The 26,212-nt window shown below is 59.5% G+C and carries 20 protein-coding genes and 4 pseudogenes; 19 read left to right on the top strand and 5 right to left on the bottom strand.

Annotated features, from left to right (window positions below):
* Positions 1 to 49 precede the first annotated feature (49 nt).
* A pseudogene (gene istB / locus HYN69_RS02870) lies at positions 50 to 807 on the bottom strand (IS21-like element helper ATPase IstB).
* Between the two features lie 14 nt (positions 808 to 821).
* Complete coding sequence (gene istA, locus HYN69_RS02865; protein ID WP_108434414.1) at positions 822 to 2,360, bottom strand: IS21 family transposase; 1,539 nt, start codon at positions 2,358 to 2,360, stop codon at positions 822 to 824.
* Between the two features lie 264 nt (positions 2,361 to 2,624).
* On the opposite strand from istA, the gene HYN69_RS02860 reads away from it, so the two are divergent.
* From HYN69_RS02860 to HYN69_RS02845, 4 genes are all read left to right on the top strand, one after another.
* The gene (locus HYN69_RS02860) at positions 2,625 to 3,641 is read left to right on the top strand and encodes a hypothetical protein (protein ID WP_108434413.1); all 1,017 of its coding nucleotides are present in this window, start codon (positions 2,625 to 2,627) and stop codon (positions 3,639 to 3,641) included.
* A gap of 79 nt (positions 3,642 to 3,720) precedes the next feature.
* A complete protein-coding gene (locus tag HYN69_RS02855; protein WP_108434412.1) occupies positions 3,721 to 5,082 on the top strand; it encodes a gamma-glutamylcyclotransferase in 1,362 nt (453 codons plus the stop codon).
* A complete protein-coding gene (locus tag HYN69_RS02850; RefSeq protein ID WP_108434411.1) occupies positions 5,079 to 5,843 on the top strand; it encodes an endonuclease/exonuclease/phosphatase family protein in 765 nt (254 codons plus the stop codon). Before HYN69_RS02855 ends, HYN69_RS02850 begins: the two co-directional genes overlap by 4 nt.
* A 398-nt stretch (positions 5,844 to 6,241) precedes the next feature.
* Positions 6,242 to 6,469 (top strand): hypothetical protein, encoded by a 228-nt coding sequence (locus tag HYN69_RS02845; RefSeq protein ID WP_108434410.1) that lies wholly within the window; start codon positions 6,242 to 6,244, stop codon positions 6,467 to 6,469.
* 319 nt (positions 6,470 to 6,788) lie between these two features.
* On the opposite strand, the gene HYN69_RS02840 is transcribed toward HYN69_RS02845, so the two are convergent.
* Positions 6,789 to 7,832, bottom strand: coding sequence for a hypothetical protein (locus HYN69_RS02840; RefSeq protein WP_159082338.1), 1,044 nt, complete (start codon positions 7,830 to 7,832; stop codon positions 6,789 to 6,791).
* Positions 7,833 to 8,355: 523 nt separating this feature from the next.
* On the opposite strand from HYN69_RS02840, the gene HYN69_RS02835 reads away from it, so the two are divergent.
* Entirely contained in the window at positions 8,356 to 9,294 is a 939-nt protein-coding gene (locus tag HYN69_RS02835; protein WP_108437001.1) for an IS110 family transposase, read from the top strand.
* Here HYN69_RS02835 and HYN69_RS02830 read toward each other — a convergent pair.
* Positions 9,218 to 10,072 (bottom strand): annotated as a pseudogene (locus HYN69_RS02830) (IS3 family transposase); the annotation flags it as partial. The gene HYN69_RS02835 and the pseudogene HYN69_RS02830 sit on opposite strands and share 77 nt — an antisense overlap.
* Positions 10,073 to 10,155: 83 nt before the next feature.
* On the opposite strand from HYN69_RS02830, the pseudogene HYN69_RS02825 reads away from it, so the two are divergent.
* The 11 genes and pseudogenes from HYN69_RS02825 (at position 10,156) to HYN69_RS02775 (ending at position 21,492) form a co-directional block, all read left to right on the top strand.
* A pseudogene (locus tag HYN69_RS02825) lies at positions 10,156 to 11,306 on the top strand (IS3 family transposase).
* Positions 11,307 to 11,701: 395 nt separating this feature from the next.
* The gene (locus tag HYN69_RS02820; protein WP_108434407.1) at positions 11,702 to 13,144 is read left to right on the top strand and encodes a hypothetical protein; all 1,443 of its coding nucleotides are present in this window, start codon (positions 11,702 to 11,704) and stop codon (positions 13,142 to 13,144) included.
* Between the two features lie 169 nt (positions 13,145 to 13,313).
* Positions 13,314 to 13,889 (top strand): helix-turn-helix domain-containing protein, encoded by a 576-nt coding sequence (locus tag HYN69_RS02815; RefSeq protein ID WP_159082337.1) that lies wholly within the window; start codon positions 13,314 to 13,316, stop codon positions 13,887 to 13,889.
* A gap of 401 nt (positions 13,890 to 14,290) precedes the next feature.
* Positions 14,291 to 15,328 (top strand): ligand-gated ion channel, encoded by a 1,038-nt coding sequence (locus HYN69_RS02810; protein WP_159082336.1) that lies wholly within the window; start codon positions 14,291 to 14,293, stop codon positions 15,326 to 15,328.
* Between the two features lie 261 nt (positions 15,329 to 15,589).
* Positions 15,590 to 15,829: pseudogene (locus HYN69_RS21125) on the top strand (hypothetical protein); the annotation flags it as partial.
* A 132-nt stretch (positions 15,830 to 15,961) separates the two neighbouring features.
* Positions 15,962 to 16,891 (top strand): hypothetical protein, encoded by a 930-nt coding sequence (locus HYN69_RS02800; RefSeq protein WP_159082335.1) that lies wholly within the window; start codon positions 15,962 to 15,964, stop codon positions 16,889 to 16,891.
* A 100-nt stretch (positions 16,892 to 16,991) separates the two neighbouring features.
* Positions 16,992 to 17,609 (top strand): hypothetical protein, encoded by a 618-nt coding sequence (locus HYN69_RS20440; RefSeq protein WP_159082334.1) that lies wholly within the window; start codon positions 16,992 to 16,994, stop codon positions 17,607 to 17,609.
* A 1-nt stretch (position 17,610) separates the two neighbouring features.
* Positions 17,611 to 18,036 (top strand): OmpA family protein, encoded by a 426-nt coding sequence (locus HYN69_RS02790; protein ID WP_108434401.1) that lies wholly within the window; start codon positions 17,611 to 17,613, stop codon positions 18,034 to 18,036.
* A gap of 1,036 nt (positions 18,037 to 19,072) precedes the next feature.
* Positions 19,073 to 19,717 (top strand): NADPH-dependent F420 reductase, encoded by a 645-nt coding sequence (locus tag HYN69_RS02785; RefSeq protein WP_108434400.1) that lies wholly within the window; start codon positions 19,073 to 19,075, stop codon positions 19,715 to 19,717.
* 107 nt (positions 19,718 to 19,824) lie between these two features.
* Positions 19,825 to 20,853 (top strand): LLM class flavin-dependent oxidoreductase, encoded by a 1,029-nt coding sequence (locus HYN69_RS02780; RefSeq protein ID WP_108434399.1) that lies wholly within the window; start codon positions 19,825 to 19,827, stop codon positions 20,851 to 20,853.
* Positions 20,854 to 20,946: 93 nt separating this feature from the next.
* Entirely contained in the window at positions 20,947 to 21,492 is a 546-nt protein-coding gene (locus tag HYN69_RS02775) for a YaeQ family protein (protein WP_108437000.1), read from the top strand.
* A gap of 166 nt (positions 21,493 to 21,658) precedes the next feature.
* On the opposite strand, the gene HYN69_RS02770 is transcribed toward HYN69_RS02775, so the two are convergent.
* Complete coding sequence (locus tag HYN69_RS02770; RefSeq protein ID WP_108434398.1) at positions 21,659 to 22,519, bottom strand: LysR family transcriptional regulator; 861 nt, start codon at positions 22,517 to 22,519, stop codon at positions 21,659 to 21,661.
* Positions 22,520 to 22,627: 108 nt separating this feature from the next.
* Between HYN69_RS02770 and HYN69_RS02765 the strand changes: the two genes are divergently transcribed.
* From HYN69_RS02765 to ilvD, 3 genes are read left to right on the top strand one after another with little or no spacing between them, the layout of a single operon-like run.
* On the top strand, positions 22,628 to 23,602 hold the full coding sequence (locus HYN69_RS02765; RefSeq protein WP_108434397.1) for a sodium-dependent bicarbonate transport family permease: 975 nt from the start codon (positions 22,628 to 22,630) through the stop codon (positions 23,600 to 23,602).
* 2 nt (positions 23,603 to 23,604) lie between these two features.
* Positions 23,605 to 24,423, top strand: coding sequence for a DUF6671 family protein (locus tag HYN69_RS02760; RefSeq protein WP_108434396.1), 819 nt, complete (start codon positions 23,605 to 23,607; stop codon positions 24,421 to 24,423).
* Between the two features lie 10 nt (positions 24,424 to 24,433).
* Positions 24,434 to 26,164 (top strand): dihydroxy-acid dehydratase, encoded by a 1,731-nt coding sequence (gene ilvD, locus HYN69_RS02755; protein ID WP_108434395.1) that lies wholly within the window; start codon positions 24,434 to 24,436, stop codon positions 26,162 to 26,164.
* Positions 26,165 to 26,212: the final 48 nt, after the last annotated feature.

Raw genomic sequence — 26,212 nt, 5'->3', positions numbered from 1 at the left:
GGGCAGCCATTTCGCGGTCGCGGGCAGGCTGATCGACGGCTTCATGGAGTCAGGCCTGATGGCCGAGGTCAAGGGGTTTCGTGACTTTTCGGCGCATGCTTTCGCCTGAGAGCTGAAGGCGATGAGCGTTGTGGACGAGGCGGTCCAGGATGGCGTCAGCCAGGGTGGGATCTCCAATGGCTTCATGCCAGTGCTCAACCGGGAGTTGGCTCGTGACGATGGTAGAACCACGGCCGTGGCGATCTTCGAGGATTTCCAGCAGATCGCGTCGCTCCGATGGGGCGAGGATGGCCAGACCCCAGTCATCGAGGATCAGCACGTCCAGTTTGGCGATGGCTTTGAGCATGCGGGCGTGACGCCCGTCTCCTCTGGCCAGGGCGAGGGCCTCGAAGAGGCGCGGGACGCGGTGGTAGACGACGCTGCGTCCGTCACGGCAGGCTTTGTGACCGAGGGCACAGGCGATCCAACTTTTGCCGAGGCCGGTCTGGCCGGTGATCAGCAGGTTCTCATGCCGAAGGGTCCACCCCCGTCGATCAGATGCGCCATGACGGCGCGGTCGAGGCCACGCGGTGTGCGCAGGTCGAGATCCTCGACGCTGGCGGTCTGCCGGAGGGCCGCGAACTTCAGGCGGGCGGTCAGGCGTTTGGTGTCGCGCTCGGCGGCCTCGCGATCGACCAGAAGGCCGAGACGCTCCTCGAAGCCGAGTGCTTCATAGGTGGGGCCGGCACGGCGCTGCTCATCCAGCGCGCGTGCCATTCCGGCCAGGCCGAGCGCGGTGAGGCGCTCGGAAGTGGGGTGGGTCAACATCAGTCTTCTCCTTCTCAGTGGTAATAACCCTGCCCACGGATATTGGCGTGGTGCAGGGGGCGGTCTTCGGGTCGGTCCTCAAGGAAGGCCCGGTCGAGCCCGTTCTTCAGGATCGACCTGATCGAGGCGACAGATCGGGTCTGGATGGTCAGGCCGCGCCGACAGGCGGCATCCAGGCGCGTGGCGTCGTAGCTTTTGGCCAGGGCCAGAACCCCGAGACAGGTTCGAAAGCCCTGCTCGGGATGTGGCCTGGCGGTCATGACCGCCTCGCAAAAGGCGGTGACCGACGGTCCCAGCTTGGCGGCCTGCGCCAGCATCCGGGCCGGGGTCCATTCGGCGTGCCGCCGATGGGCCGAGGGCATATGATCGGGCAGCGTCACATGGCTGCGGCGTCCGGGGCAGCGGAGGTGGCTGGCAACCCTCTGACCTTTATGGAAGATCTCCACGATGTCGCCACTGATGCGAACATCCACCTCTTCCCGGATCAGGCCGAAGGGCACGGAATACCAGGAACTGTCCACCTCGACATGATAGTCCAACGCCACTCGGGCGCGTTTCCATCGCGCGAAGGTATAAGCGGCCTGCGGCAACGGCTGGAGATGCGGCCGATCGAGCGTCGCGAAGAGATCGGCCCGGCTGGCGCCGTAGCCGCGCATGACCCGCATGTTCAACTCATCCAACAACTGCCGGATCGCGGCATTCAGCTCCGCCAGAGAGAAGAAGCGCCGGTTGCGCAGCCGCGCCAGGATCCAGCGTTGCGCCACCTGCACCGCAACCTCGACTTTTGCCTTGTCGCGGGGCTTGCGAGGCCGGGCTGGCAGGATCGCCGTGCCATAATGCTCCGCCATCTCGGCATAGGTCCGGTTCAGTCCGGGATCGTAGCGGTCCGGCTTCAGCACGGCCGACTTCAGGTTGTCGGGCACGACCACCTTGGGCACGCCACCCAAGAAGGTGAACAGCCTCACATGGGCACCGATCCAGTCTTCAAGGCCCTCCGAGGCGACCGCTTCGGCATAGGTGTAGTTCGATGCGCCCATCGCGGCGACGAACAGCTTCATGGGCTGCACTTCACCGCTTGCCGGGTCTATGACGTCGATCGTGTCGCCGGCAAAGTCGACGAAGACCTTCTCGCCGCCAACATGGGTCTGCCGCATCGTCGGGCGAACCCGCCCTTTCCAGGCGTCGAAATGGGTGCAGAACCATGTGTAGCCAAAGCCTGCCGGATGGGCCGCACGGTATTCTTCCCACAGCAGCATCCGGGTCACCCCGGGACGGCGCAGCTCTCGGTCGATGCTGATCCAATCCGGAAACGGCCGCTCGGGGGCGGGCACGGTTGGCGCTGCGGGAAACAGCAAAAGCTCCAGCCCGTCATCGTCGAGACCCTGTGGCAAAGGCCAGGTCAGACCCGCCTGCCGCGCCCGGTGCAGGTAAGTTCCAACGCTTGTCTTGCTCAGCCCCAGAGAGGCGGCAACCTGCCGCTCGCTCAGGCCCTGGCCAAACTTCAATCGTAAAACATCGCGTATCCGCCGCATGTTCAGTCGTCCCGTCGGCATCCTGCCCCCCTCTCTTCAAGGAGCGCAGCTCTATCCTCTCTTTGCCGACCAGGCCTGCCCGCGATGACGCGAAATCGCTGCCCGCGATCGCGTGAAATAGCTGCCCGTCATCGCGCGAAACGGGTGCCCGCCATCATCTGAAATCAGTGCCCGCCATCACGCGAAACACGCAAGCATGTGCGAAACAATTGACGGTTGGCCCGCATACCCTCAGATGCTGGACCACGCAGGCGTTTCAGGTTCGGTGTGAGTGAAAAGACGAGAATGAACGATTTCGTTGCCACGGATATGGTAGAGCCTTTCTCTATCGATACATTGTATAAGGAACTCGAGGCGGTCGTTGCCGAGAAATCGCTGCTTTCGCCCGACTGGTCGCATGTACGTAAACAGTTGGAGGAACTGTATCGCCTCGCGACGATCCCGATACGCCTGACCTCGCCTTTTCCCGAACTATGCGCCTATCGATTGGCGCATGTCATGATGCGGGATGCGCGTGACAGTTCGGATTTCGCCCGTGTGCTGGCGTTGCTGGATGAACCGTGCGGGCAGCCGGCTTTCGGATCGCGACCTCATTTGCTTCGTGTGGCCGCCCTGCATCGACTGCGGCTACTTGAGCCTGCGGCTGTTAGCGATGCCGACATCAAAGGCAGCTTTGAGAAAGCCTTGGACCTAGCTCGCCGCCCCGAGGAGCGAGGAGAGGAGGCCGGCCGTCGGGCCGTTACGCAGCGCGTCACTGCGAACTTGATCGAACAGACAGGCTACCTGCTCGGTCTGCCGTTCGCCGGCAGGATCGATCCGGATTTTGTTTCCGAAGCGACCCCGCGGGGCAAATGGACTGTCCTGATCCGCGGGGTTCCGATGATCTGGATGACAGAGCCGTTGGCACGCCTATTTTATGAGGAAAGCGTAAAGCGGATAAAACCTGTCATCCAGTTCGAGTGGCTTGTGTATCCCACCGTCAAATTCTCGGGCACAAATTTGAAAGGCATGGACGCCACCTTGGCCGCGACCCTTTGCCTTTCGGAACATGATGAGGACGCCTTGCGGCAAGCCATGTCCGTCGAACGAGGCCATTCAGTCGGGACACAACTTGGTTCGAACGAGAACAGGCTGAATAAGCATCTAAGTGGTTTTCGCGACAAGATCACAGCGCTTGCCGCAGAGCAGTTGGAGGGCGCGAACCCTGTCGAGGGCACGATTGGCGCGGTCAACCTCCGCTTCGCAACTCCGCTCACTCATGTTGGCTTACTGGAAAAAAGTGCAGCCCCAAAAGCTTGGTAAGAGAATGTAAGAATCGATCTGCGCTAAGCCCTGTTCATGGCGCATCGGTGGTCGATGTGCAGGTACAGGAAACACATTGATGAGTGACGTTTTGACCTATTTTCAAAGTCTGCCCTACTTCGCATACGGCTCGAACCTAAACGCCAAAGACTGGGAAAAATGGTGCGACGACAACCGCCACGCTTGTGGACCATTGGAGCCCGTCGGCGGGGCGACGGCCCATGACCATCGGCTTGTTTTCGGCAAACACTCCGCGGGCCGTCAGGGCGGGGTTGCTGACATCCGTCCGGCGGTGGGCCATGCCGTCGAAGGCGTGCTCTTCGAGTTGACGGAAGCGCAACGCGCGGCGTTGGCGGCCAAGGAGGGCGCAAAGGCTCTGTCCGCACATTACGAGGCCTTCGCGCTCATCGTAGAGGACGCTGGCGGCAACCAAGTTCAGGCCTTCAGCTACCGCGTGACGGCAACTCGGGCACGCGACCACGTGGGGCCGCACACCGATTACGTGAATGTCGTTGCAAGCGGTCTGTCGGACCACGGCCTGTCTTCGCTCGCTCTGTGGGAGGCAGCAGGTGCCTGCGGCTTAACGCCTTCGTCGGTTGCGGGAATATTCGTCTATGGCACATTACTATCCGGCCAAAGCCGTGCCGCTCTGGTGCAAGCCGATGCGGTCCGCCACCCTGCCGCTGCCAAAGGACGGCTTGTGGACTGCGGTGCGTACCCCGCCTACGTTCCCGGTCCGCGTGGTGATATCCAAGGCGAGTTCATTGCAGTCGCAGATATCGGACGGACAATCGAAGACCTCGACCGGATCGAGGGGTATGCGCCGCACCGCACCGTTGACGAGAACCTGTTCCAGCGCCGTCTGATCACCCTCGCCGGACCGAATGGTGCGCGGGTCACGGCATGGACATACATCTTCTCCGGACGGACCGAACATCTGCCCGTCATCCAGTCTGGCGATTGGCGGTTCCACCAAGGACTGGGACGCGCGGAAGCACCGCGTTTTAAGCAATCCTCCCCGGCGACACTTGGAAGTCATGACTGGGTAATGACCGAGTTGCGCCGCCTACGGTGGTTGGCAATGACGCGCCCTGATACCCTTACACACATCAGTACGCTGACCTACGGCGCTGGTGTGTTCTGGTCGGGTGGAGAACTTCTTCTCATCGCGCCAGATTTTCACGGCGACCTGTGCAATTGCCGTGACGAAGTTGTGATGACCCGTCACGCTGCCAGTTTCACGGGCCTGTTCGTCCTGTGCCAGACGATCTTTGCGCAAACCCCGGTGGCTGACAGTTGGCGCGCGGCCTATTCGCGCATGTCCGGCCCGATCCGCATGGGACAAGGCAGTTTTGCCGACCAAGCGGTTGCCGCCTTGGATCTGGCCGAAGAATTTGCGGTGGACCTTGCTTCCGCCACTTCGATGGAGGACGCGCAGTGAATTCCACCATTCCGACCAATCCCGATACGATGATCAAGGTCTGCACATGGAACAGCAAGGGCGTGATCACGCCCTTGTCTGCGGGGCGTTCCAAGGCTCCGCCGCGCGATCGCGGATTTCTTCTACGCACCATGGAATGCGATGCACTCGCGCTTCAGGAATGCGAAGCAAGACCTGACCTCGGCTTAAACATCTACTCGAATCCGGCCGTATCCAATCCTGCCAAAAGCATCGCTTTGGGGTCTCGTCACGCGTTTTCGAACGTGACCGAAGCCCCGATGGGGAACGCGGTTGGTGCAGTCGTGAATGCTCCGCGGCCCTTCTACTTCGCCTCGATCTGGGCCTATGGCGAACGAAAGCGCGGCGATGGGTTCTATATGGATTTAATCGACTGCGCGGACCGGATCGTGCGCTACTTCCAGTCCGAAGCGCAACGCCAGGCTTTGCCGTTGATCATCGCAGGCGACTTCAATGCCTCTGTCGCGCATACAGTCAGCAGGAAAAACGCATCCCTGCGACAAGACATTTTCGACGGTTGGAGCCGTTCGGGTCTAGCCTCGGCCTACCACCGCTTTGTCGATGTTGCGCTTGGCGACGAGCGTGAACCGACGGTCGTCGGTCGATCCCAATCGGGCCAGTGGCAATATCACATCGACTACATTTTCCACGACAGTGCCGTCTTCGACGTTTCTTTGGTGCGTCTGCAACACAACATGCAAAGCGATCATTTCCCGGTGTGTGCAGTCTTGGAGTGGAAGTGATCTTTGCAGAAAGGCACTGCTTCGGCGGTGCCCTTCTCATGTTTGGAGACGTCTTCGCAGCTTCGAAACCGCATGATTGAACCAAGCAGGTCCGAACCGTTGACAGTCGGATTGGCTTTTATTCACTTCTCTGGTGCGTCTTGCAACGACCAGTAGGCCGTTCCTTTCGGCCCAAAGCCGACTCTCGCCCCGTAGCCACGCCGTAGTACAGATTCCTGGAAGCGCACACGGTTTCAGACTACATATTGCTATCCGCTACGTACATTCATATATTTTCCATAACTTACATCTTCGGAGGAGTTGCGGGTTCGATTCCAATTGCTGTCATCACACTGCTCATCTGCATCAATTTTTTAACCTTTCTGAGCTTGCTCGGAAGATCTATTAAAGGAGAGATAATGATGAAAAACAGTAAAGAAGTCCGTAAAGAGAAGACCGAGACTTGTGATTTCAACAAAGCAACAAAGCACGTACGATTCTATAAACGATACATCGCTCAATTTATTGAGATCACCGTGTCGATGAGCGTTAGTGTGATGGCGGCTGGTTCCGCCTGCCTCATCCTATTCCCACGGGCTTTAGTGCAGCACAGCCCTTTCAAAATTGCGCGACATCCCATTATTTAACTGCGGCCCATTGCAGACGGTCGGTCATCAAAATTCTGCTGCCGAACCCGGCATTCATACTCGCCGCAGCAAAAGGAGCGATCAGCCTTCTCGGTAATTCATGCGAGGATTGTCGCGCTGCCGCGATCAATCACAGAGGGGCGGAGAACGGACTGACGGCGATGCAGCGTGGCGGTTGCTGCATGAGGCAAAAATGAAAAGTCGTTCCCTATTCTGTACTTTCTGATTGGGATCGACCTGACGGACGAGAAAATCCCGGCCAGAAGAGAAGAAGTTCGATGAGAATTACGACCGGACCTGTGCAATAGCAAAACAGTGCTCAAGATTGAGCGTCCGTCGACCGCATCCAACGTTCCCAACTCGGGCCAACTCGGACAAAGTGCCCGTCTGATGCAACGGCTTCCTTTCCGTCCTCCACCACGCTGAGCCGAGAAATCAGAGAGTCAGGATATACAATACTTTCTTTTCTGCCTCGCTTCTTAAGCTGTGCTTCCATATCAGTGTTCGAGCCGAATTCCAGTGTCTCGTAAATATCTTGACGGAGACCAAATTCGAGGTCTGCCGCCTCTAGTTTAACCATCTTAAATTTGCTGTGCTGTACTATTTTCTCATGCGTAACATTCTCATGGAATAACTGCTGGGTTAGCCTGAAGGGCTCTTTTAGATCAGCGTTTTCAGTTTTCATACTGAATGCGTCCTTGTGATAATCAGTTGGATCTACAACATCCACAGTCATCTGTCTGTTCCCGAAACTTGTTATACATGCGATCCTACAGATTGGATCTAACCCATTAATTGTATTTATCATCGCCGTCTGCTCTTTCGCCGAAACCCTCAATGGATCATTTGAATGATGAGTGCGCCCTTTGGACTCGAACACGCCATAGCGCATCCCAGCGTTTGGGCCTATGAAGTCCGGTCTGCGTGTTGCATTGACGAGCATAGCGACTTGCGGCAACGTTGGGCCAATGAAGCTAGAGTAATGATGCAGCGTATCCAAGTGGTATAGAGCAGGTACGCCAAACAACTCCGCAACAATCTTCGTCATTGCACCGGCAATGAAGAATGTTGCGGCTCCTTCTTCCGATGGATCCAAATGCCGGAATGCTTGAGATGCTTCGAAAGCGCGTGTTCCATCGTCGCGCTCGGAAACTGCAACATTGGCCATTATCATTGCGGCTCGCCATGTACACTCCATAGTTGAATATCCGCCGTGCTGTAGCCATGCTGCCCAGCTAGGTCGTCCTACAGTGAGTGCGGCTACAAGCATACGCGGCAACGATACTTCGGCCTCAACTGTGTTTAGGAGCGTCATTGGTTCGGTGTTATTGGGTGCATAAAATCGGAAGAGAATATTGGGCATACGATCACCTTCTACTACGGGGCGACTTGGGGCTGGGTATTTCGCCAAGCGCGGAGTTTCAAGTACAACATGGAATATGTTTACGATTTCTTTACCTCTTGCGCACTTTATACCGCTATCGGCAATTGCCAGCAGTTATCTGTCACCCGGCGACCGCCGGTAACCAACTTGAGCGTCGGGTATCTGCGTCGCCACCGTTCGCGCCGTCGGCTTAAGCGGCCGGTTTCGCAGGCTTCTGCGGATGCCACGCCGTGTGTGTAAGTCGGCTCTCTGAGCTACTCCCCAACTCTTGGACAGTTTCCGGGGTGATTTAAGCTTCTCTTAGAAGAGTCTTTGGCTTTCGTGCGATACGGGAGCTGCTGCCCGGCACGGCATATATGCCGGGCAGCGGCGGGGGCTGGATCGAATTAAGCTGGGCCGTGCTGGGCCGTGCAGTAGTCAGATCACCCCCGCCTTTTCATGTGGCCTGAACGGATACTTGGGGGAAAGCCCCGCATAAGAAGCACAGGGGATGAAAAGGCAAATGAACGATACAATCGGAATCGATATCGGAAAAGACACTCTCGTCATTCACCGTCTGCCAGACAAGGCGACCCTCGAGGTCGGCAGTAACAAGGCCGGTCTTACCACACTTCTACGCTGGTTGGGCCGGGACGAAGCGTTGCGCGTCGTCTTTGAGCCGACTGGCCCTTACCATCGGCTCTTGGAAAAGACGCTGGCAGCGGCGAACATTGCCATGATCAAGGTGAACCCGCGGCAGGCACGGCGCTTTGCCGAAGCCATCGGTCGCCTCGCCAAGACGGACTGGGTCGATGCGGCAATGCTGGCGCGGCTTGGGGCGACGCTGGATCTTCAAGCTCTTTCGCCTAAAAGCGAAATACTGCACGATCTGAGAGAGTTACGCGTTGCCCGCCAAGGCCGGGTGAAGGATCGCATTGCCCTGACGGTGCGCCTCCGGCACGCCAACCTTGCGTTGATCAAGCACCAGCTCCGGCTCAGCATTCGTCAGGTGGAGGCGCATCTGGCCGAAATCGACGCTGCCATTCTCGAAGCTGTCAGGGCGGACGAAGCATTATCGCAACGTTTTGACATCCTGACCAGCATTCCGGGCATCGGCGAGATCGCGGCCTGTGCCATGCTGATCGAGATGCCGGAACTCGGCCAGTTGGACGCCAGACAGGCGGCAGCTTTGGCGGGCCTCGCGCCCATCACCCAGCAGTCAGGTAAATGGAAGGGGCATGCGCACATCCAGGGCGGGCGGGCCGGTCTGCGAAGGTCCCTCTACATGCCCGCCCTTGTCGCCACGCGCTACAACGCACCACTAAGGGAAAAATACCAGAAGCCGATTGCCAGCGGGAAGGCCGCGAAAATCGCCATCACCGCGATCATGCGAAAGCTAATCGTCCTCGCCAACGCGCTTCTGCGCGACAAACGAAACTGGACGCCAAATAGCTCTTGCTGACAACGGATACTACTGCCTGGACCTGCTGATCGGTTTGGGTTGCGTTGAAGTAGACCACGGCGGGCGGTTGACCGCCATGGGCGGCATGGGGCCGCTGGTGGTTGTAAAAGGTGATCCAGCGTCCCACGCCAGCCTTGGCTTGAGAACCGGTTTCCCAGGCGTGCAGATAGACGCATTCATACTTCAGGGACCGCCAAAGGCGCTCGATGAAGATGTTGTCCAGATATCGCGCTTTGCCGTCCATGGAGATTTTCGTCTTTGCCCGCTTCAGCCGGTCGGTCCAGTCGAAGGACGTGAACTGGCTGCCTTGGTCGGTGTTCATGATCTCTGGCGGGCCGAACTTGAGGATCGCCTCGTTCAAAGCCTCAAGGCAGAACTCTGCCTCCAGCGTGTTGGAGATGCGCCAGGCCAGTACCTTCCGGGTGAACCAGTCCATGACGGCCACCAGATAGAGAAAGCCTTTGCGCATCGGCAGGTAGGTGATGTCCGCACACCAGACCTGGTTGGGCCTGTCGATCCGCAGCCCGCCCAGAAGATAGGGGTAGGTCTTGTGTCCCTTCGCGGGCTTGCTGGTATTGGGTTTCTGGTAGATTGGCATCAATCGCATAAGGCGCATCAGCCGCCGGATGCGCTTTTCATTCACGGCATGGCCCTCGTTCTGCAGGTGCCATGTCATCTGCCGAACACCGTAAAACGGCGTGTCCAGGAACTGCTTGTCGACCTTCAACATCAGGTCGAGGTTCATCGCGGTCTCGCCCTGCGGCGCGTAATAGAACGACGTGATCTGATCCCGGCAAACTGGACCGTTTGAAGCTGGAGTTTTCGGCTACGCTTTCCTGGCTGGGAGAGGAGCGGAATCGGATGAAGGCGAGTAATTTTTCGGACGCGCGAGATGCGCGTTCATCATCAAGCAGGGCGAAGACGGGACGCCGGTTGCGGAGATCTGCCGGAAGGCGGGGATTAGCCAGGCGACCTACTTCAACTGGAAGAAGAAGTATGCCGGTCTGCTGCCGACCGAGATGAAGCGGCTCAAGCAACTCGAGGACGAGAATGCGCGGCTGAAGAAGATCGTGGCGGACCTGACGCTTGATCGCGAGATGTTACAGGTGAGGGCCGTATAGCAAACGATCCGGGGGATCGTTTGTAGGCCCGCAAGATCCGCCGAAAGCTTTGAAGCCTGGTCGGATGCGCGAACTCGTTCGCGGGATGTGCAGCGATTGGGCGGTGTCGATCCGGCAGGCTTGTGGGGCCATCGGGTTTGACCGTTCGACGTTCCACTACCAATCCCGCCGCACCGATCAGGCTGCTGTGGCCAAGCGGATCAAGGAGATCTGCGAGACGCGCGTGAGGTATGGTTACCGGCGCGTTCACGTTCTGCTGGACCGTGAAGGCTGGGGCATCAACGTCAAGAAAGTCTATCGCATTTATAAGGAGTTGGGCATGCAGCTGCGGCACAAGACGCCCAAGCGGCGGGTGAAGGCGAAGTTGCGCGATGACCGCGCAGTGGCCATCGGGCCCAACGATGTCTGGGCAATGGACTTCGTTCACGACCAACTGGCGACGGGCAAGAAGCTGCGGGTTCTGACCGTGGTCGACACCTTCTCGCGGCTCACGTCCCCGTGCTGGACGTTCGCTACAGCTACCGCGGAGAAGATGGCGTGACGACCCTCGACCGGGTGTGCCGCACGCCGGGTTACCCGAAGACGATCCGCGTCGACCAAGGCAGCGAGTTCGTCTCGCGAGACATGGACCTCTGGGCTTACCAGCGCGGGGTGGTCCTCGACTTCTCCCGGCCCGGCAAGCCGACGGACAATGCCTTCATCGAAGCCTTTAATGGACGCTTCCGGGCGGAATGTCTGAACCAGCATTGGTTCCTCACCCTTGCGGACGCTGCCGAAAAGTTGGAGGCTTGGCGCAGATACTACAACGAGGAACGGCCACACGGCGCGATCGGCAACAAGGTCCCGATCATGCTGACGAAATCAGGGGGCGTCACCAGCCCGTCACCCTGAGCGAAGCCGGAAAACTCTGCCTTCGGGCGGCCCAAAGTCGGGGGTCGGATCATCAAAACCCGGAGTCTCGCTCATGCTGGATAAAAGTCGGGGGCAACGTCACAGGTCGAGCAGAACCTACCTCGGTCTATCCGGGGCCAAATATCAAAGCAAAGAAAACTCTCTCTGGCTTCCGCACAATCACTTGAAAAATATTAGAAAATTTATCTTTCCCGAAATATGGATGTCGATGGCAGCTAATATTTCTCCTTTTGCTCCGCGCCCGCGCACACTGCTATCCTAGGTGTGATCCCAACAGCCAAGCGTCTGGTTTCATACCGGAGTGCCATGAGGCGTTCCGGTGCGCAGCTATGGTTTCTGTTGGTCAACGATCAAATTCGCCAAGAGGAATTCGAATGAACATGAACGTAAAATCAAAGGGCGCACTGGGCCTCGCAACCGTTTCTACCGTTGCGCTGCTGGCAGGCATCGCATGGGCTGCTGAAGGCGCGGGAATGCTGGATGCTTCCTTCGGCGCGGGCGAAGACGACGGCACTCCGGCAGGCGTTGTGTCCACGTCGCTCGGCAATGGCGACGACATGGCAGAAGACTTGTCCGTTGATGCTGACGGCCATGTCGTTGTCGTCGGCAACCGGCACAACGGCGAAAGCAATGACATCGTGCTGGTCCGCTACACCACTGACGGCTCGTTCGATGCGGGCTTTGGAGTGGGCGAAGATGATGGCACCCCGAACGGCGTGGTGAACATTTCGCTGGGCGAAGGCAATGACTTCGGTACCGCCGTTGCCCAACAGGCCGACGGCAAAGTTGTCGTTGCTGGCTACCATGAAGAAGGTGCATCGACCAATATCGTCGTCCTGCGAGTGAATGCTGACGGCACTTTGGACCAAGGCTTTGGTACCGCAGACGACGGCACTGAAAACGGCATCGTCAACATTTCGCTGGGCGACGGGAATGATGTGGCCCGTGATGTTGCACTGCAGGCAGATGGCAAGATCGTCGTGGTGGGTGACAGTGTTGCCGCTGATGGCTCGTCCAACATTATCGTAGCGCGACTGAATGCTGACGGCAGCGTGGACGAAGGTTTCGGCCAATCCGAAGATGGAACGCCCAACGGTTTCGTTGCCACCTCGCTCGGCAATGGCGATGACAAAGCAAATTCGCTGGTGCTGCAGGCAGATGGAAAGATCGTCGTTGCGGGCAATCGGGTTGCCGACGATGGATCGAGCAACATCATCGTGGCACGCTATGATGCCGCAGGTGTGCCCGATCCAACGTTCGGCGCTTCGGGCGACGATGGCACCCCTGAGGGCTTCGTGAATATTTCGCTGGGCGAAGGTGATGACGTTGCTCGGGACATCGCGCTGCAAGCTGACGGCAAAGTCGTCGTTGCAGGTGACAGCGTTTCGGCTGACGGTTCCAGCAATTTTGTGCTGGCCCGCTTGAATGCAGATGGCACACCGGACGACGGCTTCGGGGTTGCTGAAGATGGCACCCCGAACGGTTTCGTTTCCACCTCGCTTGGCGAAGGCAACGACTATGCGACCGGTCTGGCGATCCAGAATGACGGCAAGCTGGTTGTGGCCGGGTATCATCAGGAAGGCGACAGCACCAATATCGCTGTGGCCCGCTATGAAGCCAATGGCGACCTAGATCAGGCGTTCGGCACCGCCGATGACGGCACCGAAAACGGCATCGTGAACATCTCTCTCGGGGATGGTGACGACATGGCGCAAGCGGTGGTCGTTCAGGGCGACAAGCTGATTGTCGTTGCGGGCACGACCACGGCGACGGATGGCAGCAAGAACATCGCGGTTCTGCGCCTGACCGCACAGTAACCTGATATCGAAGGGCGCCACTTTTAGGCGCCCTTCCCGAAGCTTCTAAACGATTTCAACCCATTCTAAAGACTTTCTTTCGCTCTTTTGAACAATGGCTTCCTTGGCGCAGCCAACTATAAATATACCCCTGCGGGGGTTTTGGTTGCTAGCGCAAAACATTGGAGTTTTGGTACGCGACTGGCGTAAGGCCAACGGTGTCAAGCAAGAAAGCTTGGCCGCCGTTCTTGGTGTATCGCAATCAGCGGTCTCTCACTGGGAAAACGGACGTGATATCCCCCATCGTCGTCTTGTCGGGCGTCTGGTCGATATCATGACAGCAACGGCTGATGAGCGTTTTCGCGTGGATAACCTGGCAATCCAACAGCAAGGAGCGATCCGGGCATCGTTCGAACTCGACGGCGTAAAGCTGCTAACGGCCTCGAGTGGCTTGATGGCTGCTTGGCCAGACTTCTCGAAACTGATGGACGTGAAGCTGGTGGAACGGCTGGTTGGCGAAGCAAGTCAATTCATGCATGACGACGCTTTTGTGCGATCTGTGCGACGTGGCGAAGTTGCGTTGATTTCGGCGGTAAGTGACAGGCACGTACAGCTCGATTTAGACACAGCCTTCCGGCACAAATGGCTTGCAGTGTTTCGTAGCTATGGCACCAAAATTGTTGTCGACATGACCTACGAGGCTTGCGACCCGATGGTCGAAACCGGCATACTGAGTGTTATACATTATGATGAGATCATCGCCTGACGTGCAAAACAGGGATTTTACCACAGCGTTCGTTGATGCTGGTTTCAACATTGCAAAATGTATATTTTGTATGTCAGCACCACATGGCACATTCTGTCGCATGCTTCTTCCGGCCTCCTTGCCTCAAAGTTAGCGAAGAAGGCGTCGCTTGGCCGCGCTGCAAGGACGGGGCTGCAGACGCGATAAGCCTGCCCGTGCGGACCCGGCCTTTTATCTTTGGTCTGGGGGCGACCCATCTAAAGCGTGTCTTGAAATAAATTACAATAAGTTGGCTTCTGCCTTTCTGTGAAAGCTGCAGACTGGACGGTCTTTGCGCCCTTGTGTCTTTAACGTATCGACGTTTGTCCAAGGCCAGCCAACCGGGTGAATTTGCATGAAAAGAGAATAAAAGGAACAACCCGATGACGACCCTATGGCGACTACTATCCTTGCTAGCTCTTTGTCTTGGAACGATCGCAACAAGTTTGGCGAGCACGACGGTTTCGGCCAATGCACAAGCTGAAGCATCCGGTACGATTTCTGTACTCGAAACGCCCGCTGCGACAGCCGAGGTCGTGAACGTGGGCATGTATGTGAACACTGTGTACCAGCTGGAAGTAGCCAGCTCGACCTACTATCTGGACGCCTATCTGTGGTTCAAATGGAAGGGCGACATTGATCCCACTGCGACCATGGAAATCACCAACCTCGTCGAGGAATGGGGCGCGATAGTCACCCCGCTGAACGAAGAGCCAATGCTGCTTCCGGACGGCCATCAATACAAGCTGCTCAAGGTCGAAGGGCGGTTCATGCAGCCCTTCGTCCTCGCTGATTACCCGTTGGACCGCCAGAAATTGTCTGTCTATCTCGAAGACAGCACCCATGGCGCAGACCAGCTTGTGTATGTCATGGACACAGAAGGCAGCGGATACGGTCACATGCTGGCAATTCCTGGCTGGCAGATCAGCAACTGGTCGTCACATCAGCTGCAGCACGACTATGGTAGCTTCTTCGGCGCCGAGAAAGCTGGCAGTGCATCCGTGTATTCCACCCTGCGCTTCGATCTGGAAATTGCACGGCCGGTGAACTTCTTTATCTGGAAGCTCATGTTGCCTTTGGTCATCCTCTTGATGGCATCATGGATGGTGCTTGTGCTCGATCCCAAGCTCGTAGAAGTCCGGACCGCTCTGCCAGCGACTGGTTTGCTGACAGCTGTATTCTTGCAGCAGTCGTATTCGGACGGACTGCCCGAGGTCGGGTATCTGGTGCTGATCGACAAGATATACGCAGTGGCATATGCCATGATCGTGCTGACGCTGCTTCGAGCAATCTGGACATCGCGCACCGAGCTTAGTGGCGATCTTGCTGTTGCAGCGGCACGTGTGATGGATCGTAAGCTTCTTGTCGGTCAGGTTCTCCTGTTTACCGCCGCTGTGGCACTGATCGTTCTCGCGCGATAACAATCGTCGGCCAGCCTTTATTGGCTTTTGCAGGCTACTGAACAAGTCGGCGGCGCGGAACGGTGTTCCTTTGGCGCCGCCGGCTTGGTTTGGTTTCGCGGACTTTGGCGCGGATAGGGTGTTGGCTGTCATCGTTCGGCCTGCGTGTGGTCGCCCTGCACGATCCGGCCCGAGCGGTTCTCCATCAGGGCATGGCCCATGAAGCAGGGCATCGCTCCGGTGCCGGGGGATTTCCGGGTGTCCGTCAAAGCGATCATCGACCTTCGCAGACGAAGCGCAATCGAGGCCGAAATCGGCGCGATGATAACCGATCACCGCCTGTCCCGATGCCCCATGAAAGGCGCCATCGGCGACGCGGTCTTTGCCATCCTGAACGCCTGCAGCCGAATCCTTGCTCACCTCTGGGCTTGGCTTGTGTGCATTATCGCCGTGCTACGGACCGCCGAATCCGCGCCAAACCGCTGCTATCTGAATGCGGATGTGGCGCGAAAGAACCAATAATGCTAACTAAGGATGCCCAATACTATCTAATGCCAATTAAGCCAATAATTATCATATAAAACAAAGCTAGAGATACGTTTGACATTTCATAGGAACTTAAAATAAAAAAAACGATACCGTATAATGGAGGTAATGATGATTCTTAACATGAAACTCGGTGCTGCAACGACAGCTTCGTTCTTGATGGTTTTTGCTGCAGGCCAGGCAATGGCACAAACGCTGCCGTCCCAACTGGCCGGTAGCCTCGAAGTGAATTCTTCGGTTGGCACCGTTGGCTGGTCCGACAACGCTACGCTTGCACTCGTCACCAGCGCTACGCCAGATGCGGCACGTGGCTGGTATGCGCATTACTGGAACCAGGGCAGGTCGTCGGACAACCAGGCACAGGGCACCGTTACTGTTTCTTCCGGTGGCGATAACGACTTTATGATGGGAACTCCCGCAGCCGGACAGCTGATCAATGGCGCTGGCAATCTGGATCTTACCACTGTCGATGCAGGCGATCTTCTTGGCGGCGCATTGACTGTGAGCTACGCTCTGACCCCGGAGCTGGATTACGTCAGCACAGGATCGGTGACCGCCGACATGACAACCAAAGGCAACGCAAGTGCGCGCGGTCTTGGCGAAACGCTCGGTTACATCGACGCCTCGTCTTCGAACAAAACCAGCCTTAGCCTCAACGAACTCGGCTACTCGGACTACAACGAGCCGACCGTGGTCCCGATCGTGGGTGCAACGTCTGAAACCACGGCACACATTGCCGGTCAGATGGATTCGGATGGCTTGATTTCGCGCGTGTCCTATGACGGTGAAATCAGCGGCATCACCGGAACCGATCTGCGGATTGACAACGTGACGGTCAATCAAACCGTTCGGGCTTCGGCGAATAAAAATGGCGCCGATTTCCTTTTCTCGCGTGACGTGGGCGACACCGATCTCGTGCTTACCGGCGATCTGGAAGGTAACGGGATGAGCATGTTCCAGACGGCAGACCGTACGGCAATCGCTGGCGGCGGTGTGGATCGCAAGATCTCGTTCTTCATGCCGGGTACCCCCGAGTAATCGATCAAAACTTGTCCCGCCTTGCACCACTTGACCGTGGTGCAAGGCGTCAAAAAATCGCCCATCCCCAACCGGGGTTGGGTTAAGTTGGAGAAGAACAATGAAATATCTCGTCGCCACGGCTCTTTTTGTGACGATAGCCAGTCAGGGTATTGGTGTTGCACAAGAATTCCCGACCCAAACCCAGTCAACCACGAATTCCGCGGTGATCAGTACGCCGTCTCAGTCCGATGCTGGTGCGCAGTCAATTTCAGGCGGCAACATATTCGACTTTTCCGGAGGCGAGCAGCGTCCACCACCGCCTGGCATGCCTTCGTTTGCCGGTGGTCCGTGCACAGGCGCGTCCTACGGGGCTTCAACTTCGATGGCCGGTATCGCAGTTGGTGCGGGTCGCTCCGAAATCGACGAAAGCTGCCAGCGGCGCAACTGGGTCCAGACCCTGATCGGCGCCTCGCAGCACATGCCGCCGGAAGAAGCGAAACTGCTCCTGCGCGTATCGATCGAAACCATGCGGGACGACCCCTTTCTGAAAGGTCCGCTCGAGCGTGCAGGCCTTCCGGATATCGAGGTTGCCGATGCCAAGCCTGCAAAGCCGGCAAAGCCGGAAACCACCCTGTCTAGCAAGTCGCCATCCTGCAGCGTGATGGTGTCCACGAATGCACCGCAAGCCGTGCTTGCAGCAATCGAAGCACGTGGCTGCATCGTGTTGAGGGACTAACATGTTTTTTTCCGATGCCTTGCGAAAATTCCTGAGTTCGCGTCCACGCGCGTTGATCGCCGTAGCGTTGGTCCTGTCTGCTTGTGCGGCGCAGTCTCCGACTGATCAGGCACCTGATCGGTATATGATTTTCTTCGAAAAGAACTCGGCGGTGCTTCAGGCCAGCGAACCTGTGGTCGAAGCCATCGCGAAGCAGGCGATGTCGCATCCGGACAAAAAATTCGTGATCGCCGGATTTTCAGACGAGGCCGAAACGAAGAACATCGACGCTCTGCGTACGAATTCAGTGGTGGGACAGCTTGTTAAGCTTGGCGTTCCCGTAGATCGCCTGCTGCCCAAGCCGGGCGGTTCCGGTGCGCCTGTTGTTATCGGCGATACTTTGGTGCGGGAAGGCAGCTACAGGGTCGAAGTGTTCTACCAACCGTGACCCAAACCGGCTGTGTGATGGAATGATGGCCACTACGGCCTGTTTTCAACCTTAGCTTCGGCGTGCATTCAGCGTCTGCAGCACAAACTGTGCATGGATAGCAGGATCACGCCTTGGTAAGCCCTGTTCTGACACCACCTTCCCGATGGATCCGTAAGCTGCGATGCGCCCTCATGTGGAGATTTTCACGGGAGGTGTCGTTTGGAATGCATCGGGAGCGCAGTTTGGAGGCCGTGGGAATTGTGGAGTTTGTGGCGGCACAGGCTGGATGGTGCCACACCAACAGCCCGGGTTGCAGAACTGGCCATGGCACTTCGGGCCTGCTCGTGATTTTCCGGTCGAACCGGGTGAGGATCATGCTGGCGACAAAGCCCATCCCTTGCCTATGGGCTTGAACCCACGGCGCCCGTGACTCGGTCCGCAAGGGTCATGACAGCCTTGGCGACGAAGGTTCTTCGAGATGCTCGCCAAGCACAACATCGACGCCGGCGACTTCAATCGCTTCATGATCAGCGATCCTCACTGCCTGAACGCGCTCCGGCAAGAATGTCGGCTCTTCGGTCGGGATAACAAGGTGTAGCATTACTCCAAGTCGCTGCTCGAACTTCTGTAAACAGGCAAACTGGCAGTCGACGCATCTCGAAGATGGTCGTCGGGGAGAGTGATCGGCAAGTGTCGACCCCGCGAAGCGGCTTGACCGGACAATTTTCAGATTTTTGAAAATTCTCGTCGAATGGTGTTGACGGTACCAAATATATGTCATAGTGATGCTGACACATAAACGGATTAACGCCATGCCCATCTGCACCCGCTTCATCATCGCCTCGCATATCCTGACCGCGCTGGGCGTCATCGACGTCAGGCCGGAAAATACTGCCGCGTCGGTGAACCCGAGCGTCGACACATGACAACGCCGGTTATCTTTCGCTCATAAATGTAAGTGTGCCTTGTACACATATACTTAATCCGGAACGGCAGCAATCAGGGCGCTGTCGGAACGGCCAAGATCGCCCTGCTTTGCAACACGGAGAGTAACATGAAAATCGGAATCATCGGTGCAGGCGCACTTGGCAGCAACGTCGCACGGGCCTTTGCCAAGGCGGGAATCGCGGCCACCATCGCGAACAGCAGGGGGCCGGACTCGCTTGCCGGACTCGTCGCCGAGGTCGGGCCGACCCTGACGGCGGGCACGCTGGCCCAAGTGGCCAGCGCGGATATCGTGGTACTTGGTCTGCGCTGGTCGGATGCCGAGGCGGTCTTGAAAACCCTGCCCGCTTGGCAGGGGCGGATCGTGATCGACGCGACGAACCCCGTCGCCTTCCTTGCGCCGGATTCGCCGGAGCGGTCGGACCCGAACAACCCGCTGGCAGCCTATGGCATCAAGCCCGTTGCCCATGGCCGCAGCCATTCGAGCGAGGTGATCGTCGACCTGCTGCCCGGTGCTCGCGTGGTAAAGGCGTTCAACCACCTCGACACAAGCGCCTTGGTCGAACCGGAAACGGGCGGCGGGCAGCGCGTGTTGTTTTATTCGGGCAACGATGCCGATGCCAAGGCGCAGGTCGGCGGATTGCTCGGGAAGATGGGCTTCTTTGCCGTCGACCTCGGCCCGCTGGATGTGGGCGCCCCGCTTGCCGAACTGCCCTTCGGCCCGCTTGCGGCCGGGGCTTTCGTCAAGGTCTGATACAGGTAGACCTGCGAGCCATCGCCATGATGCGGTGGCTCGCTTTTGCGAAACGACAGCTTCGATGCCCAATGGCCCGAGGCAAGTAGACAGTGCAAGGATAACCTATGGAAATCGGCGTCGACAGCTTTGCAGCAACCATACCCAACCCCGCGACGGGGGAAGTCGTCGCTCCGGCTGACCGCATCGCGGCCTTGCTGGACGAGGTAGAAACGGCGGATCGCGTGGGTCTCGACGTTTTCGGGATCGGCGAGCATCACCGCAAGGAGTTTCTCGATTCCGCCCCCACCGTCTTGCTTGCCGCGGCAGCGGCGCGAACCAAGACGATCCGGCTTGCCAGTGCCGTGACGGTGCTGAGTGCGGCCGACCCCGTGCGGACCTTTCAGGAATTCGCCACCATCGACCTGATCTCGAAGGGGCGTGCCGAAATCGTCGTCGGTCGCGGCTCTTTCGGCGAGGCCTATCCCCTGTTCGGCTTCGCATTTGAGGATTACGACGCGCTCTTTGCCGAAAAGCTGGACCTGCTTTTGCAGCTGCGCGACAGCACCGACATTACATGGCAGGGACGATTCCGCCCCGCGCTGACGGGCCAAGGCGTCTACCCGCGCCCGCATCAGGCGCGGCTGCCCGTCTGGCTTGGCGTGGGCGGCACCCCGCAAAGCTTCGTGCGCGCCGGCACCTTGGGCTTGCCGCTGATGGTCGCCATCATCGGCGGCAGTTTCGACCGCTTCCGCCCGCTGGTCGAGCTTTATCGCGAAGCCGGACGCGCGGCAGGTCATGCCCCCGAAAGCCTGCGGGTCGGCATCCATGCGATGGGCTTCGTCGCCGACACGGACGCGGCGGCGCGTGACGCCTTCTTCCCCGGCTGGGCGCATATGTTCACCGAAATCGGCCGCGAACGCGGCTGGCCCCCTGCGACCCGCGCCCAGTTCGACGCGATGACTGGCCCGCACGGCGCCTTCCTGATCGGCAGCCCGCAAACGGTCCGCGACAAGATACGCGCCGCCAACGAATCCCTCGGCGGCATCGCACGCCTGACCTTCCAGATGAGCTCGGCCATGCTGGAAACGGGTGCCATGCAACGGTCGATCGAGTTGCTGGGACACGAGGTTGCACCGGCCTTCAGGGCCTCATAAGACCGATGCCGTTGCGCCCCCGGCAGGGCTTCGTGCTTTCCAGATGCCGCAAGACCGGATAAGCACCGGGCCTTGCGGGTTTCGGGGATGAACATGGCGCAGAATGCAACCATCTATAAGGTCGAGCTGTCCGTATCGGACATGGACCGCCACTATTACGAAACCCACAAGCTGACCGTCGCCAAACACCCGTCCGAAACGGACGAGCGGTTGATGGTGCGGATCATAGCCTTTGCGCTGAACGCGCATGAAAGCCTCGAGATGACCAAGGGCCTGTCGACGGATGACGAACCGGATATCTGGCAGAAAAGCCTGAGCGGCGAGTTGGATGTCTGGGTCGCCCTCGGCCTTCCCAGCGAAAAGGTGATGCGCCAGTCCTGCAGCAAAGCCGAAAGGGTGGTCGTCTATCCCTATGGCGGCAGAACCGCCGAGATCTGGTGGGAAAAGATGAAGGGCGGCGCTGCGCGTTTCGGAAACCTCGAGGTGGTCAGCTTCTCGGAAAAGGACACCGGCGCGCTTTCCGGAATGGCCAACCGTACGATGAAACTTCAGGTCAACGTCCAGGATGGCGAAGTCATGGTAAGTGTCGGTGACCGGATCGTTTACCTCAACCCGCTCAAATGGAAGAGCGCGGCGTAATTCACGGTAAGATCAGCTACACGCGCGGTACGGGTGAAAGCTCTTGCTCTGTCTGGCCGCAATGATGCCATTGGACGGGGCCTGACCCTGTCGCGATCCCGACGCATGCGGATAGCTTGCATTCCTCGGGGCGAACGCGGCAGCCAAGCATTCCGGACCGCCCGAGTTACCGTCGCGCCACGCGTTCCTCGATGAAGCCTGCCAAAGCCGAGGCTGCCGGCGACAGTCGCGCCTGCCCGAGCAGGGCGATTTCCACCTCGGCGAGTTCCGGCCAGTCACGCAGGACGATCAGTTCCGGCGGCACCATCGCGCGGGGCATGACGGCATAGCCCAACCCCGCCCGCACCGCCGCCACCTGTCCGGCAAACGAAGGCGAGGTGAAGATTCCGCTCCATGTCACGCCCGCGCCCTCCAAGGTGCGCGTGGCGCGGCCGCGATAGACGCAGGGCGCAGGGCTAAGCACCAGCGGCAACGGCCCCCGCGTCGCGCCGGAAAACTCCTGCCCGAGCGACGTCGCCGCCACCCAGACAAGCCGTTCGCGCCACAACGGGCGCGAAGCGGCATAGCGCCGTTCCGGGTCTTGTTTGACGATGATCAGGTCTTGTTCGCCGGCCTCGAATTCCTCGACCAGCGGTAGGGTCAGCTGGCAGGTGACGTGCAATTCCACTGCCGGATGGGCCGCCGCAAATACACCGAGAATGTCCGGAAGATAGACCGAGGCGAAATCCTCGGGGCTGCCGAAGCGAACTTCGCCCGCGATGTCGGGGGCACGGAAACGGGCCAGCATCGCATCGGCCTGTGCCACCATTGCGCGGGCATGGGCCATCAGATGCTCGCCCTCGGCGGTCAGACGGACGCTGCGCGTGGTCCGCTCGATCAAGGTGCGCCCGAACAACTCTTCCAGTTTGCGGATCTGTTCGGACACGGCGGATTGCGACCGCCCCACCATTACCCCCGCGCGCGAGAAGCTGCCGGTTTCGGCTAGCGCGAGAAAGGTGCGTAGAACAGCGGTATCGACATCATGCATCACGGCAACCTATCGGAAAAAATGATAAATCAAATGTAAACTTCGCGTTTCTCTTTTCAAACCCGTTTCGGCACAAGGGCGCGACACCTAAGCGGAGCGCGGCGTACCATGGATGCCATATTGATCGAAAATCTCGTATCGCCCATCACCCTGGCTTTCATCCTCGGCATCATCGCCACCCTGATACGGTCCGATCTGGAAATCCCCGAACCCGTAATCCGCATCTTCGCGATCTTCCTTCTGTTCTCCATCAGCCTCCAGGGCGGGCGTGAACTGGCGACGGCGGACCTGTCCAACGTCATGGGCGCGGTGACCGTGACCGCAGCGATCGTCTTGCTGATCCCGCTTCTGGCCTTTCTTGCCGCGCGCTACATCATCGGTCTGTCGATCGTCGACGCCGCCGGGGTGGCAGCACTTTACGGCTCGGTCTCTTCGGTCACCTTCGTCGTGGCGCGGGCCTATGCCGAAGCTGCGGGCTTCCCGATGGAAGGTTATGTAACCGGCCTTGTCGCGCTGATGGAACTGGGCATCCTCGTCGCGTTGTTCTACGGGCGGATTGCCCTGTCACGGGCGCAGGGGGCGCAAGGCGTGGCCCTGTCTTCGATCCTGATGGAGACGCTGCGGGGCCGCGGCCTTCTGTTGCTGGGCGGCGGTCTGGTGATCGGGGCGGCATCGGGCGAGGCTAATTTCGCCAAGGTTGAGCCGTTCTTCGTCGATCTCTTCCGCGGTGTCCTCGTGCTGTTCCTGCTCGAAATGGGCATGACCGCCGCGCGGCAGCTCAAGGATTTCGCGCGGGTCGGCGGGCGGATGCTGGCCTTTGGCCTTGCGATGCCCATGGCGAACGGCTTCGTCGTCAGTGGTCTGGCCACCTTGGCGGGATTGCCGATGGGCTCGGCCTTCGTGCTTGGTACCGTCGCGGCCTCGGCCAGCTATATCGACGCACCGGCCGCCGTGCGGGCGACCTTTCCCGATGCCAACCCGTCGGTCTATCTGACGGCCTCGCTGGGGATCACCTTTCCCTTCATGCTGCTGGCGGGCGTTCCGCTGGTCTGGCAGATGACCGCCTTTTGGCACGGGCTGTGACGATGGCACTGCCGCGTCGCGTGGCGCTGGGAACGATGCACGGCAAAGAGACGGCAGTCGCGCTACCGCTTGCGGCGCTTGGCATCGCCCTGACCCGTGCCGATATCGACACCGACCGCTTCGGCACATTCTCCAGCGAAGTGGCACGCACGGGCACGATGCTCGACGCCGCCCGAGCCAAGGCCCGCGCCGCCGCCGAAGCGACCGGCCTGCCTGTCGCCATCGCCAGCGAAGGCTCTTACGGTCCGCATCCCCACATGCCCTTCCTGCCCCTCGGTCAGGAAATCCTGCTCTGGCTCGACACCGGAAGCGGGCGGGAAATCGTCGAACATGTCACCGATCCGGCCACCAACTACGACCAGTGCCACGCCCACACCCTGCCCGAGGCCGAAAGCTTCCTGACCCGTATCGGCTTTCCCGCCACGGCGGTCATCGTCGCCCCGACCATGGGCGCAGTGCCCGTCGCGAAAGGTCTGCGCGATCCGCAGGCACTGGCCGAGGCGATGGCCCTTGCCTATGCCACCTCTGGCCGCGCCTTTCTGCAAACCGACATGCGCGCCCATATGAACCCGCATCGGATGGCCGTGATCGAAGGCCTTGCGCGACGCCTCGCCGCCCGCCTTGCCACCCCCTGCCCCGATTGCACCGCCGCAGGCTTCGGCCGCACCGGCAACGAACCCGGCCTGCCCTGCGGCGATTGCGGCACTCCGACAGGCCTTGTCGCCGCCGATCTTCTTTGCTGCACAGCATGTGGCTTCCTTACCCGCAAGCCCCGCAGCGGCCAAGCCGATCCCGCCCATTGCCCCGCTTGCAACCCATAAAGAGGACCATATGACCGCACGCATCGACAAATCCCGCCTGCCGAGCCGCCACGTCACCGAAGGCCCCGCACGCGCCCCGCATCGCAGCTATTTCTACGCCATGGGCCTGACCGAGGAGGAGATCCATCAGCCATGGGTCGGCGTCGCCACCTGCTGGAACGAGGCCGCGCCCTGCAACATCACACTGAACCGGCAGGCGCAGGCGGTAAAGGCGGGGGTGAAAGCTGCAGGCGGCACGCCGCGCGAATTCACCACCATCACCGTAACCGACGGCATCGCCATGGGGCACGAGGGCATGCGCTCCTCGCTCGCCTCGCGCGATGCCATCGCCGATACGGTCGAATTGACGATGCGCGGCCATTGCTACGACGCGCTTGTAGGGCTGGCGGGCTGCGACAAAAGCCTGCCGGGCATGATGATGGCGATGGTCCGCCTGAATGTGCCTTCGGTCTTCATCTACGGAGGCTCCATCCTGCCGGGTCGCCTGCATGGCGAAGACGTCACCGTGCAGGACGTGTTCGAAGCCGTGGGCAAGCATCAGGCGGGCAACCTGTCCGATGCCGAACTTGCCATCCTCGAACGTGTTGCCTGCCCCGGCGCGGGCGCTTGCGGCGCGCAATACACCGCCAACACCATGGCCTGCGTCTCCGAGGCGATGGGTCTTGCGCTGCTGAATTCGTCAGGCGCACCCGCCCCTTACGAAAGCCGCGACCATTACGGCCGCACCTCGGGCGAGGCCGTGCTGCGCCTGATCGAAAAGAACATCCGCGCCCGCGACATCGTCACCCGCAAAAGCCTTGAAAACGCCGCGCGCATCGTCGCCTGCACCGGCGGAAGCACCAACGCCGCCCTGCACCTTCCGGCAATCGCGCACGAGGCGGGGATCGACTTCGACCTTTTCGACGTGACCGACATCATGCGCGACACGCCCTATTTCTGCGACCTGCGCCCCGGCGGGAAATACGTGGCCAAAGACCTTTACGAAGTGGGCGGCGTCCCCGTCGTGCTCAAGGAATTGCGCAAACTCGGCCTCTTGCACGAAGACTGCATCACCGCCTCGTGCCGCACCTTGGGCGAAGAGCTTGACGACATCCGCGGCGATGCCGATGGCCGCGTGATCTACCCCGCCGCCACGCCGTTGACCGCAACCGGCGGCGTCGTCGGTTTGCGCGGCAACCTTGCCCCTGATGGCGCCATCGTCAAGGTCGCCGGAATGACCGAAGAAGAGCAGGTCTTCACCGGCCCCGCCCGCGTCTTCGAGTCGGAAGAAGAGGCGTTCGAAGCCGTCCGCGCCCGCGCCTACGAGGCAGGCGAAGTCATCGTCATCCGCAACGAAGGCCCCGCAGGCGGCCCTGGCATGCGCGAGATGCTGGCAACCACCGCCGCCATTTCGGGCCAAGGCATGGGCAAGAAGGTGGCACTCATCACCGATGGCCGCTTCTCGGGTGCAACGCGCGGCTTCTGCGTCGGCCATGTCGGCCCCGAAGCCGCCCACGGCGGCCCCATCGCCCTGTTGCGAAACGGTGATCTTGTTACCATCGACGCGATCAAAGGGGAAATCTCGGTCGCACTGGGCGACGGTGAACTCGCCACCCGACATGTCGCATGGTCAGGCCCCCGCCCCACGCAATATGCAACCGGCGCAATCTGGAAATTCGCCAAACTCGTCGGTGGCGCCCGCTGGGGTGCCGTGACCCATCCCGGCGCAAAGGCCGAAAAACACATCTACATGGACCAGTAAAACTACGGCTTCCAATGGAAACCCCGCCGCGCGGTCAACCGCGCGGCG

Source organism: Gemmobacter aquarius (genome assembly GCF_003060865.1).
GTDB lineage: Bacteria > Pseudomonadota > Alphaproteobacteria > Rhodobacterales > Rhodobacteraceae > Paragemmobacter > Paragemmobacter aquarius.
This window is presented reverse-complemented; position numbering and strand designations above follow the sequence as displayed.

Excerpts from the sequence above, each read along its gene's own strand:
- HYN69_RS02835 (WP_108437001.1), top strand. The coding sequence starts at position 8,356 with ATGAACGATACAATCGGAATCGATATCGGAAAAGACACTCTCGTCATT.
- HYN69_RS02845 (WP_108434410.1), top strand. The coding sequence starts at position 6,242 with ATGATGAAAAACAGTAAAGAAGTCCGTAAAGAGAAGACCGAGACTTGT.
- HYN69_RS02860 (WP_108434413.1), top strand. The coding sequence starts at position 2,625 with ATGAACGATTTCGTTGCCACGGATATGGTAGAGCCTTTCTCTATCGAT.
- HYN69_RS02770 (WP_108434398.1), bottom strand. The coding sequence starts at position 22,519 with ATGCATGATGTCGATACCGCTGTTCTACGCACCTTTCTCGCGCTAGCC.
- HYN69_RS02800 (WP_159082335.1), top strand. The coding sequence starts at position 15,962 with ATGATGATTCTTAACATGAAACTCGGTGCTGCAACGACAGCTTCGTTC.
- HYN69_RS02790 (WP_108434401.1), top strand. The coding sequence starts at position 17,611 with ATGTTTTTTTCCGATGCCTTGCGAAAATTCCTGAGTTCGCGTCCACGC.
- istA (WP_108434414.1), bottom strand. The coding sequence starts at position 2,360 with ATGCCGACGGGACGACTGAACATGCGGCGGATACGCGATGTTTTACGA.
- HYN69_RS02765 (WP_108434397.1), top strand. The coding sequence starts at position 22,628 with ATGGATGCCATATTGATCGAAAATCTCGTATCGCCCATCACCCTGGCT.
- HYN69_RS02780 (WP_108434399.1), top strand. The coding sequence starts at position 19,825 with ATGGAAATCGGCGTCGACAGCTTTGCAGCAACCATACCCAACCCCGCG.
- HYN69_RS02775 (WP_108437000.1), top strand. The coding sequence starts at position 20,947 with ATGGCGCAGAATGCAACCATCTATAAGGTCGAGCTGTCCGTATCGGAC.
- HYN69_RS02760 (WP_108434396.1), top strand. The coding sequence starts at position 23,605 with ATGGCACTGCCGCGTCGCGTGGCGCTGGGAACGATGCACGGCAAAGAG.
- HYN69_RS02785 (WP_108434400.1), top strand. The coding sequence starts at position 19,073 with ATGAAAATCGGAATCATCGGTGCAGGCGCACTTGGCAGCAACGTCGCA.
- ilvD (WP_108434395.1), top strand. The coding sequence starts at position 24,434 with ATGACCGCACGCATCGACAAATCCCGCCTGCCGAGCCGCCACGTCACC.
- HYN69_RS02840 (WP_159082338.1), bottom strand. The coding sequence starts at position 7,832 with ATGCCCAATATTCTCTTCCGATTTTATGCACCCAATAACACCGAACCA.
- HYN69_RS02820 (WP_108434407.1), top strand. The coding sequence starts at position 11,702 with ATGAACATGAACGTAAAATCAAAGGGCGCACTGGGCCTCGCAACCGTT.
- HYN69_RS02810 (WP_159082336.1), top strand. The coding sequence starts at position 14,291 with ATGACGACCCTATGGCGACTACTATCCTTGCTAGCTCTTTGTCTTGGA.
- HYN69_RS02855 (WP_108434412.1), top strand. The coding sequence starts at position 3,721 with ATGAGTGACGTTTTGACCTATTTTCAAAGTCTGCCCTACTTCGCATAC.
- HYN69_RS20440 (WP_159082334.1), top strand. The coding sequence starts at position 16,992 with ATGAAATATCTCGTCGCCACGGCTCTTTTTGTGACGATAGCCAGTCAG.